Source organism: Siminovitchia jepli (genome assembly GCF_047228825.1).
GTDB lineage: Bacteria > Bacillota > Bacilli > Bacillales > Bacillaceae_C > Siminovitchia.
The window spans coordinates 23896-34948 of record NZ_JBFEGN010000011.1 but is presented as its reverse complement, the minus strand read 5'-3'; the positions used below and the strand labels follow the sequence as shown (position 1 = coordinate 34948).

The window sequence follows — 11053 nt, the reverse complement described above, 5'->3', positions numbered from 1 at the left end:
TGGAAACGATGAATGAGTTTATCAACTACGTCCGAAGCGAGCCAGGGTTGGACCGGCTCGTTCGGGCATTGCTTGAACGATATATTCAATTGGGGCGGATTGGCGGAAGTGTCCGGCTGACAAATTTGACAACCGCCGAAAAAGAAAGCCTTTCCCTATTTTTCAGAAAAGACTACGGGCACCAGGCATCGGCAACAATTTCCTTCAAAGCTTTTGAAAAAGCTCTTCTTCAAACGAAGTTTTCCGGCCTTTCCACCCATGACATTTTAAGTGAATATGCGGGTGAAAAGGTATATACACGTATTGAATCAGAAGAACATCACCAGCGGCAGAAAGACCGATACTTTGAATCACTTAAAACGAGCCATCCGGACCAGGCGGATTGGATTGATTATATTTGGAAAAAAGGAAGGGGCACACGCGCCATCCATCAATTATATGATGAAAATCCGGGCGGATTGGCAGAAACGATCGACTATGTTTGCCGTGCACTCTCAAATCTTCCTTCTCCGCAGCAATACGAGCGCCTCCCCCTTTTTGCCCAGAAAATCACACAGAACCCGCATGCTTTTGATTTGGATCAGCATGGAGGGAGGATATTGCTTCACGCACTGCAATTCAGGCTTTGGAAAGAAGATGTGCTGCCTTACATACAGGGGACATTGAATTCCGAAGAAGCGAATGAACTTTTTCAAACGTTTGGCCTTCTGAGGGATGATATTTTAAATTTTGTTACCTGTACCGGATTGAAAGGGGAAACAAGATATGGCGAACATGCCGTCTTACAAGCAGCCCAGCAAATGAAAACCGTTTTAAATCTTCCCTTGAGGGAAGTGTCGAGGCTGACCTCCTGTCAGCCATTTTCCGGAAACACCGTTTTTATCGTTGAAAATTCGGGTGTTTATTCGGAGCTCCTGGACCGTTGGCCTTTTCACGAACCCCCTCCTTTATTATGCACACACGGCCAATTCAAATTGGCTGCATTGACCTTGATTGATTTACTCGTTGCGGGAGATACGTTCATCTACTATTCGGGTGATTTTGATCCGGAAGGGCTCTTAATGGCCGCCAGATTAATGAACCGGGCCCCTGACCGGGTCCATCCGTGGAGATTTTCAGCGGAGGATTATGCAGGATGCCAATCAAACGTCACATTATCCAAAGATAGGCTCGCCAAGCTGGAAAAAGTGGATTTGTTCCCTTTACTCCCGGCAAAAAGAGCCATATTAAAAACCAAAAAAGCCGGCTACCAAGAAAAACTTGTAGACAGCTTGCTGAAAGATATGAAAAAAATCCTTTTATGATGTTTTTCAATGGCGTCACACCGAATTGTGCAGGGAAACCAACATCTCCCTGCACAATTTTTTCATCCCGGCTGTTTTATGTAAACGTCCGTTATATATTATTAAAAACATGCTTTTCCTCCGGGACGCTTGCTTTTGCTGGTATCTGCAATTGTCAATGGCTTCATCTTTGACTCTCCTGTCACATCCGGTCGGAATCAGTCGGATTTTATAGGAGACCGATAAAATAAAGTAAGATTAGGACCCGCCAAAGCGTGTTCACAGACCATGGCAACACGGGAGGGATAAAATGATCACGTTAAAAACCCCGGATCACCTCAAGGCTTCATAAAGAGTTCAATCGTTCGATCCCTTCGGGCTGCCCAAATTGGTCAGCTTAAAACGTTGGCTTTTTGGCAAACAAACGATATCGCCCGCACATGACGTTTTCCCCATTCATCCATTATACCAAGCAGCAAGGAAGGTTTCATGAATCATTCCTGTTTACAGGATGTCCATGCGGGAAAAACATATTAGAAGACTGAGAGAAAGGGGCAGGAAGATGATGAAAGTATTGGTGGCAGGTGCTTGTGAGCATACCGGGCGTTGCCTTTATGAATATTTGTCCAAACACCCCCATTATGAACCCTTTGCTGTCATCAACGAGGAAGAACGGAAAACGGCTTTAGAATATATGACAGAAGAGCGAATCATCGTGGAAAACGCCGGCAATAGCAGGCTGCGCGAACTGGTCCATGAAGCGGATGCGGTCATTTATGCCGGTGGCTGCGACGAGCAAACAAATGATGCAAAAGTCATATCGTCCATGTTGGAAACCACGAAAAATCTGATTGACATGGCCAAATCATGCGGGGTTGGCCGCTTTATTTTACTGAGCGCCATGGGTGCGGATGACCCCCAGGGTGCCTTTGAAGACTATTTATACAAAAAGCGTGAAGCGGAAGATTACTTAAAAAACAGCGGATTACATTATACAATCATCCGTCCCGGCCATTTAGTCCACGGAGAGCCATCCGGAAAAATAAAAATGAAAGAGAATATAGAATGGATCGGCGATCCGGACATAACATGCGGGGATGTTGCACGGGTGCTGGCATCAGCCCTCGACTCTGATCGGTTGAAAAATAAAACTTTTGAAATTACCTCTGGAGAAAAAAGCGTGGACGATGCCATCAAAGATGTGTAGCACGGGCTTAGGCCCGTTTTTTTTGTTTTGGCAACCGTCCTGTTTTATTAACAAATTTTCGACATTTTGTCCGGTGATTCCTTTTTTTCAAAATGTATGGAAAAATTTATGTTATAGTTGTAATACCATGATAAAAAGGGTGATCAATCATGTCTTTGCCAAAGTACATTACGAAAATTGACCAAATCAGTCAGATTCCGGAAAAAGAACGCGAAAAATTGAAGGCGATTACCGAGAAATTTGTCTTTCGTGTCAACGAGTATTATTTAAGTTTAATAAACTGGGATGATCCAAATGACCCCATCCGAAGATTGGTCATCCCCAGTGAAGGAGAGTTGAAAGAGTACGGGCGCTGGGATGCTTCAGACGAGAATACAAACTATGTTGTACCGGGATGCCAGCATAAATATACAACCACCGCGCTTTTGATTGTTTCGGAAGTATGCGGCGCTTACTGTCGTTACTGCTTCAGAAAACGTTTATTCAGAAATGACGTCAAAGAGGCGCTGCTTGATGTAAGCCAGGGTCTTGGCTATATTCGCCAGCATCCGGAGATTAACAATGTGCTCTTAACAGGTGGAGATCCGCTCATGCTGGGGACGAGAAGGTTAAAGACGATTATCGAAAGCTTGAGGGAAATCGAGCATGTGAAAATCATCCGCCTTGGCTCGAAACTTCCTGTTTTTAACCCCATGCGGATATATGAAGATGAAGAACTGCTAAAAGTAATCAAAGAAAACTCCACAACAGAAAACCGTATTTACGTGATGGCCCACATTAATCACCCCAGAGAAATTACAAAAGAAGCCCGCCGGGCATTCCAGGCGCTTCACGAAGCCGGTGCAATCGTCGTGAACCAAACTCCTGTTTTACGGGGAATTAACGATGATCCCGATGTACTGGCTGAACTATTGGATAAGCTTTCCTGGGCAGGAGTAACGCCTTACTACTTTTTTGTAAACCGGCCTGTTGCCGGAAACAATGATTTTGTCCTTCCGCTCAAGGAAGTATACGATATTGTTGAAAAAGCCAAGGCAAAAACTTCCGGACTTGGAAAAAGAGTCCGCCTTTCCATGAGCCATACTGCAGGAAAAGTGGAAATCCTGGCGATCCAGGATGGAAAGGCCTATTTGAAATTTCACCAGTCCCGTGACGGCGATTATGGAAAGTTTATGATTCTCGACTGTCCTGACGATGCGGCGTGGTTTGACGACCTGCCCGGGAACAAAGCATATTGGAAGCAGCCTGAAAAAGTCGTATAAACAGGATATGAGCCTCCCTTTTACGGGAGATCATATCTTTTTTATTTCACCTTCCCAATTTCGCTTCTTTTACGGCCCTTCCCGAACGAATGAGCCACATATGGACGAAAAACTCAATCACTGTCAGAAAAAGTGCCACAACCGTTGCACCCAAAAATGTCACTTCGGCTCCGGCAAAAAAATAACTGAGAATAAAAATGATGAGCGTGGATGAAACAAAATCCGCTATCGTACTAAGCCAGAAAGTATTGCGCGAAAGAAGCGCCCATTCCAGCAAATGTCCCGCCACAGCAAGCGTTACGCCAATAACAACCGGCTGGTACGCATACAAGTAATTGACGTTTGTCAACATACTGGCGGCGATCAAAAGGACTATAGGGGTAATGATGATTTTCTGAATTAAATTTAACATGATAACGGCCTCCTTAATGTAAAAGGATGCCAATTTATTCTAAATTTTATACGAAAAGAAACCTTTCATGATTTCACCCACTCTTCAGCTTTACAACAACGACCTCGGGACGGTTAAAAATCCTAAACGGAATAAGGCTGTTGCCGAGTCCCCTGTTAACGACCATAGTCGTGATTCCGCGCTCATGCCTGCCCGCCGTATATTTCGGAAACCAGCCCTGGCCCGGTGCGATCAAGCCGCCAATAAACGGAATGCGGATTTGTCCGCCGTGGGCATGCCCGGCTAAAACGAGGTCCATTTCTTTTTCAACATAAACATCAAATACCTCTGGACGGTGGGAAAGCAGAATGCTGTATGGATGCCCCGTCAATCCCTTAAAAGCTTCGTCCAAAGAGGCCGCAACCGCTTTTGCGGGGGAATTCAAACCTGTCATGAGCGGATCTTCCACACCAGCTATGACAAGCTGCTCTCCGTCACGGGAAAAAGTTTTTGCTTTATTTGTTAATACGTGGACGCCGAGTTCCCGAAGAGCTTCATCGATTTCCTCGACCTCGTTGACTGCCACTTCGTGGTTTCCCGTTACATAATATACATCGGTTATCTTAACAAGCCCTTTTACGAGATCCAAACTGTTTTCTAAATCATACCGGTTGCTGTCAATAATATCCCCTGTTATAAAAATAACATCCGGTTGCGCTTTTTTCACTTTTTCTACAAGTCTTGTTTGCTTCTCTCCAAAAGTGGCATCATGCAAGTCCGAAAGCTGGACGATCGTCAGTCCGTCAAACGGCTGCGGAATCCGCTCTGAATATATACGGTACGTTGTCGTTTGCAGCCAATGATTGTTTAAGTATAAAAAGAGCGATACGAAACCGGCCAGCAATATGACGGCAATCAATTTGCGTTTTTTATTCATCATTTGGTAAACCGTTCAAATTTTTTCAAAATCATGCTTTCACCTCAAAGATTAAAAGACTGCAACATTTCCATTTTAGTGTATGCACCGAAATTGGACAATACAATAAAAAAACTGGAATAGAATTCGTGGTTCCCGGATCGTATTTGTGCAAAACCGGACCGTATTTCGAAGTTCCCTCCCGGATCGTATGTTTTTAAAAATACCAAAGTCTAAATCACCATGTTAGACCCCGAATTATTTTTTTTACTAAAAAAACAGCCCTCACCGGGACTGTATTGTATTTATGGCTGCTGCTGTTCTTCATTATAATAGTGAACGCCGTATTGGGATCCTTCTGAGACCATTTTGGCATCTTCCAGGGAATATTTATCGGGGTGGCCTGCTTTTTCTATCAAATCGACGCCGTCTTTTCGGGATCCCCATAGACTCATGGCTTTGTCTTTCATCCTGCTGACCATTTCCATCGCTTTTTCACGATTTTCCCTGGAGGACAGGTAAGCGCCTGCAAGCCCAAGACTGAGCAATATCAAGGAATTTATGTTTTTCGCTTTTCCCATGAGGAACTTCTCCTCCTTTTATGCGTTTGTCTTTTCCTTTACCCTGTTTTCAAAAAATGAAGCCATATTTTCTTACATTTTTACGCCGGACAATTTTGCGGCTTGCACAAGTTCCTTCACTTCCTCCTGCCTTCCTTCCGCCAGCAGCTGCACAATTCTGCTTCCGACGATAACGCCGTCACAGTACCGGCCCAGCTCTTTTACATGCTCCGGATTGGAGACGCCAAACCCTGCAAGAACGGGAACAGCGGATGCGGCCTTTAATGTTTGTAAATACTCGGCGATCCCTTCTTCATACTTCGCTCTGGCACCGGTCGTTCCCTTGACGGTCACGGCGTAAAGAAATCCTTCCGTCCTCTTTGCAATTTCCGCAATGCGGCTGCGGTGACTAGTCGGGGAAGCGAGGCGGATGAGGGCAATATCATATTTGGCAAGTTCCGGCGTGATTAGCTCCTCTTCCTCGAGCGGCAAATCAGGAATAATCAGGCCATCAACACCAGTCTCCGCACACTCTTTGGCGAACTTTTCGATTCCATATGAAAAAACAAGATTCAAATAAGTCATGATGACGATCGGAATAGCGCGGTTTAGCTTGCCTTCCTTTAGGGTATCAAGCACCGTTTGCATCGTTGTTCCGTTTTTCAGTGAACGGATTCCTGCTTCTTGAATCGTTGGTCCATCAGCCACAGGGTCCGAAAACGGAATGCCCAGTTCCACAACAGTCGCTCCGCATGTTTCCAGAAAAGTAATTTGCTCGTGCAAATTCTCCAGTCCCCCGTCCCCTGCCATTATATAAGGGACGAACGCTTTGTCTCCCCGCTCCAAAACCCGGCCCACTGCTTCATCGATCCGTTGTTTACCCATTTTTTTTGCCTCCCAGCGCTGCTCTGACTGTATCTACATCTTTATCTCCTCTGCCTGATAAACAAACAGCTACTATTTTTCCCGAACCCGATTCTTTTGCCAATTTGACTGCATAAGCGACAGCATGTGAGCTTTCCAGTGCAGGAATGATCCCTTCTGTTTTTGCCAGTAACTGGAATGCTTCCAGTGCTTCCTTATCCGTTGCAGACGTATACGTAACGCGGCCGGATTCTTTTAAGTAAGAATGTTCCGGTCCGATACCCGGGTAATCCAAACCTGCTGAAATCGAATGGGCAGGAAGGATTTGGCCCGCCCCATCCTGGAGCAGGTATGTTAATGTGCCGTGCAATACGCCCGCCTTTCCGGCAGTGAGGCTAGCTGCGTGCTTTCCTGTTTCAATTCCCGATCCGGCAGCTTCCACTCCGTAAATTGTTACATCTTCATCCTCAATAAAGGGGTAAAACATTCCCATGGCATTGCTTCCCCCGCCTATACAGGCGACAACTGCATCCGGGAGCTTTCCTTCCTGCTCAAGCATTTGCTGCTTCGTTTCTTCTCCGATCACACTTTGAAAGTCGCGGACAATCTTTGGAAACGGATGCGGCCCGACAACCGAGCCCAAAATATAATGTGTATCTTCGACATTCGCAACCCAGTAACGAAGCGCTTCGTTCACCGCATCCTTCAGTGTGCCGTTTCCTTGCGACACACTCCTGACTTCCGCTCCCAGCAATTCCATCCGGAAAACGTTCAACTCCTGGCGGCGGATGTCTTCCTCCCCCATAAAAACAATGCATTCCAACCCGAGAAGCGAACAAACCGTTGCCGTGGCCACACCATGCTGCCCCGCTCCCGTTTCGGCTACAACCTTTTTCTTTCCCATTCTAATTGTGAGCAGCGCCTGGCCGATTGCGTTATTGATTTTGTGGGCGCCAGTATGGTTTAAATCTTCGCGTTTCAAATAAATTTTGGCTCCGCCAAGATGCTTTGTCAGGTTCTCCGCATAATAAAGCGGGGTTTCCCTTCCAATATATTGCTTTAAATAATAGTCCATTTGGCGTGCAAACTCGGGGTCTTTAATAGCTTTGTTATATTCGTCTTCCAGTTCGAGAATGGCAGTCATCAACGTCTCGGGAACAAACCGCCCCCCAAACTTGCCGTATTTTCCTTTATTGTCCGGTAATGTATAAGCTGACATCTTTTTCTCTCCCTTTTGCTGCTTTAATAAATGAAGTGATTTTCTTTAGATCCTTTTTTCCATTCGTCTCCACGCCGCTTGACACATCTACCATGGCAGGGCTAACGATCCTGATCGCCTCACCCACGTTCTTCTCGTTGAGCCCCCCGGCAAGAATGACCTTTTCCCTTGGTATGCCTGTGTCTTTGAGCAGGCTCCAATCAAATGGGTTGCCGCTTCCCCCGGCGTAACGCACACCCGGGCTGTCGAGTAAAAAATAATCGCAATCATATATGCGCATTTTTTTTATATCGCTTTTTTCCCGAATGGTGAGGGCTTTGATGACAGGTACTCCAAGTTGCCTGCAAAACTCCGGGGTCTCGTCTCCGTGGAGCTGGACATAATCCAAATTCACCCATTCTGAGATTCTCAGGATGGTTTCCGCTGTTTCATTGACAAATACGCCGGTGATTTTTATATGCTCCGGAAGCAACCCGGCTATTTCTTTCGCCCTCTCCAAACTGATTTTTCGCGGGCTCTCCGCAAAGACGAAGCCAAGCATATCGGCGCCGGAACGACAGGCCGTTATAGCTGCATCACGTGTTGTAACTCCGCAAATCTTTACTTTCAATCAGCGCACCGCCCTCATTAAAGGAATTTTTAAATTGGCCATTGTTACTCCGATATCATTTGCTCTCATCAATGTTTCGCCGACAAGAACGGCGCTTGCCCCGGCTTTTTTCACAAAAGCGGCATCCTCTCCTGTCTGCAGGCCGCTTTCACTCACAATGACGATATCTTCATTTTTCAAAATCGCTGCCACCCGTTCCGTCACCGCCAGATCGACATGAAATGTTTTCAGGTCGCGGTTGTTGATTCCGACGATATTGGCACCGATGTTAACGGCTGTTTCAGCTTCCCGTTCATTATGGACTTCAAGCAGCACATCCAATTGCATTGATTTGGCATAATCAAAAAGCTCCTTCAGCTTCTCCTCGCTTAAGGCTGCCGCAATCAGCAAAATCACGCTCGCACCGTGTTCAACCGCCGCATCGATTTGCACCCGGTCGATCATAAAATCCTTGCACAATAAAGGCAGCTCGCAAATAGCAGCAGAGACAGCCGCCAAATCGGCCAGCGATCCTTTAAAAAATTGGCGGTCGGTCAATACTGAAATCGCACTCGCTCCTGCTTCTTCGTATTTTTTTGCCTGCATGACCGGATCAACACTATGATGAATATCCCCTTTGGAAGGTGAGGCCCTTTTTACCTCGGCAATGACACTCATCGTATCGGAACGGCGAATGCTTTCAAAAAGCGGTCTTCTTTTTTGGGGCTTCACCTGCCTGCAAGGATAAATGGCTTTCAGCTCACGCACTTCCATTTCTTTTTGGGCAATAATGCGGTCAAGTATTGTCATGTCATACCACTCCCCGTTTCAATCGTTCACTTTTTTTGATTAAAAATTCGAGTTTCGATAAAGCCGCACCCGAATCGATGCTTTCTTTTGCATATAAAACACCTTCGGTAATCGTGTCTGCCTTGCCGCTCGCGAAAATGCCGATACCTGCATTCAATAGTACCGTATCGCGGAACGGGCCTTCATCTCCTCTTAAAATGCTCATCATGATATTGGCGTTTCTCTCCGCATCCCCGCCGGCAATTTCTTCGATGGAATACGTCGGAAGATCCACTTCATCCGGGTGCAGCGTAATCGGGCTCAGTTTGCCTTTTTCCAAAATGACAAGATGGTTTTCTCCGGCGAGTGACAATTCGTCCATATGGCCTGCGCCGTTCACGACGACCGCTCTTTTCCGCCCAAGCCTTTTCAACACTTCTCCCATCAATTCCAATTTATCGCGGCGGTAAATACCGACAAGCTGGGTATCCAGCGCAATCGGATTGGTTAACGGCCCGATCAAATTAAAAATCGTGGGTACCCGCAAATCTTTTCTGACTTTCATGACTTTCTTCATGCTTGGGTGAACGTGCGGAGCAAACAAAAAGGCGATCCCATTTTCCTCAAGCAGCTCCTCCGTTTCTTCCGGTGTATTTTCCAGATAAACCCCAAGGCGCTCCAGCACATCTGCGCTTCCGGTCTGGCTCGAAACACTTCGGTTTCCGTGCTTGGCAATTTTGATCCCCGCTCCGGCAATCACAAAAGCTGAAGCCGTGCTGATATTAAAGCTTTGGGATCCGTCGCCGCCCGTCCCGCAATTATCCATAACGCTTCCGGTCACTTTTTGGATGGGGAAGGATCTTTCCCGAATTGCCTGGACAAGACCGGCAATTTCGTCCGCTGTTTCACCTTTTAAAGCAAGCAGTCCCAATAACGCGCCGGCTTCGCTGTCCGTCGCCTCTCCGGAAAATAACATTCTGGCCGCAGCCGTCATTTCATCAACGCTTAAATTGTCTCCCGCCATCAGCTTTTGCAAATAAGTTTTCATCGTTTTTTCCTCCCATCTTCCTTTTGAAAATAGAAAAAGCCCTCCATAAATACACAAAAGTGCATTTACAGAGGGCGAACATGTCGCGGTGCCACCTCATTTTGGGAATAAAAAATTCCCGTCTCATTCGGGTACAGAATCGGTTTCATCCATTCGATACCCTATCCCTATAACGGGGGAAACCGTGTTTTCCTACTTATTTTTTCGGAAAACCTCTCATAAGGCCATTCCACAAAGCGATTTGCGCCGGTTTCCCACCATCACCGGCTCTCTGCAGCAAATATGCCAAGTGTACTCTACTTATTCATCGATTTTTAACGATTTATTCAAATAAAAAAGGGCTCCTCATCCAAAGGACGAGGAAACCCGTGGTACCACCTTTATTAGCTGATTGTACAGCTCACTTTGCGGGCAGCAAGCGTCAATAAGCTTCATGCCCGTCTCATTATATCGCCGAGAATGCGCCAAAGCCTACTGCCTGCCATCAGCAAGGTTCGGTTTGGAAGCTCGGAAGTCCATTCACTGCTCCCGCACGCCGGTTTCCACCAACCACCGGCTCTCTTCAGTGCCCAAGATGCAGCTACTACTCTTCGTCATAGCCATTACATATGAAATCAAGTTGATTATTTTTTATAATAACGGGGCATGAAGACAATGTCAAGATGAATTTTTATCATGGGGTCATTTATCGACGATCAGGGAAGCGTTGATTCCGAACAACTCTTCAAATAAAGCTTTTGCAAGTCTAATTTTGTTAGTCCTCGTTTGTCAGCAGCAGCCTGGATCAAGGCTATTTCATAATTCATGGCCTCCGAAAGCATTCCTTTTTTGATGTTCTTGTTAATCTCCACGAAAAAACCTGCTAAAAGCTGATCCGACAGTTTATCATACGAAGACAAACGGTTCCCTCCTTCAACTTGATATT

The 11053-nt window shown here is 46.1% G+C and carries 12 protein-coding genes and 2 other annotated features; of the genes, 3 read left to right on the top strand and 9 right to left on the bottom strand.

All coding sequences use genetic code 11. The features are described from left to right. The first annotated feature begins 8 nt into the window (after window positions 1-8). From AB1L08_RS06885 to AB1L08_RS06875, 3 genes are all read left to right on the top strand, one after another. Window positions 9-1304 (top strand): TIGR02679 family protein, encoded by a 1296-nt coding sequence (locus AB1L08_RS06885; RefSeq protein ID WP_413063966.1) that lies wholly within the window; start codon window positions 9-11, stop codon window positions 1302-1304. A 541-nt stretch (window positions 1305-1845) separates the two neighbouring features. Beyond that, window positions 1846-2490: an NAD(P)H-binding protein gene (locus tag AB1L08_RS06880; protein WP_413063927.1), complete on the top strand. Its 645-nt coding sequence runs from the start codon at window positions 1846-1848 to the stop codon at window positions 2488-2490. Window positions 2491-2639: 149 nt separating this feature from the next. Next, window positions 2640-3752, top strand: a complete 1113-nt coding sequence (locus tag AB1L08_RS06875; RefSeq protein WP_413063926.1) for a KamA family radical SAM protein — start codon at window positions 2640-2642, stop codon at window positions 3750-3752. Between the two features lie 46 nt (window positions 3753-3798). Here AB1L08_RS06875 and AB1L08_RS06870 read toward each other — a convergent pair whose 3' ends face one another. The 9 genes from AB1L08_RS06870 to AB1L08_RS06830 form a co-directional block, all read right to left on the bottom strand. Then, on the bottom strand, window positions 3799-4164 hold the full coding sequence (locus AB1L08_RS06870) for a DUF2512 family protein (protein WP_413063925.1): 366 nt from the start codon (window positions 4162-4164) through the stop codon (window positions 3799-3801). 73 nt (window positions 4165-4237) lie between these two features. Continuing rightward, entirely contained in the window at window positions 4238-5083 is an 846-nt protein-coding gene (locus AB1L08_RS06865; RefSeq protein ID WP_413063924.1) for a metallophosphoesterase, read from the bottom strand. 281 nt (window positions 5084-5364) lie between these two features. Continuing rightward, on the bottom strand, window positions 5365-5640 hold the full coding sequence (locus AB1L08_RS06860; protein ID WP_413063923.1) for a hypothetical protein: 276 nt from the start codon (window positions 5638-5640) through the stop codon (window positions 5365-5367). A 72-nt stretch (window positions 5641-5712) separates the two neighbouring features. Continuing rightward, the gene (trpA, locus tag AB1L08_RS06855; protein ID WP_413063922.1) at window positions 5713-6504 is read right to left on the bottom strand and encodes a tryptophan synthase subunit alpha; all 792 of its coding nucleotides are present in this window, start codon (window positions 6502-6504) and stop codon (window positions 5713-5715) included. Further along, entirely contained in the window at window positions 6497-7702 is a 1206-nt protein-coding gene (gene trpB / locus AB1L08_RS06850) for a tryptophan synthase subunit beta (RefSeq protein ID WP_413063921.1), read from the bottom strand. Before trpB ends, trpA begins: the two co-directional genes overlap by 8 nt. Next, complete coding sequence (locus AB1L08_RS06845) at window positions 7674-8312, bottom strand: phosphoribosylanthranilate isomerase (protein WP_413063920.1); 639 nt, start codon at window positions 8310-8312, stop codon at window positions 7674-7676. The genes trpB and AB1L08_RS06845 overlap by 29 nt, the downstream gene beginning before the upstream one ends. Beyond that, entirely contained in the window at window positions 8313-9101 is a 789-nt protein-coding gene (gene trpC / locus AB1L08_RS06840; RefSeq protein ID WP_413063919.1) for an indole-3-glycerol phosphate synthase TrpC, read from the bottom strand. 1 nt (window position 9102) lies between these two features. Continuing rightward, on the bottom strand, window positions 9103-10128 hold the full coding sequence (gene trpD / locus AB1L08_RS06835; protein ID WP_413063918.1) for an anthranilate phosphoribosyltransferase: 1026 nt from the start codon (window positions 10126-10128) through the stop codon (window positions 9103-9105). Between the two features lie 67 nt (window positions 10129-10195). Beyond that, window positions 10196-10445: a binding site (T-box leader), on the bottom strand. 32 nt (window positions 10446-10477) lie between these two features. Next, window positions 10478-10734: a binding site (T-box leader), on the bottom strand. A gap of 89 nt (window positions 10735-10823) precedes the next feature. Beyond that, entirely contained in the window at window positions 10824-11027 is a 204-nt protein-coding gene (locus AB1L08_RS06830) for a hypothetical protein (protein WP_413063917.1), read from the bottom strand. Window positions 11028-11053 lie beyond the last annotated feature (26 nt).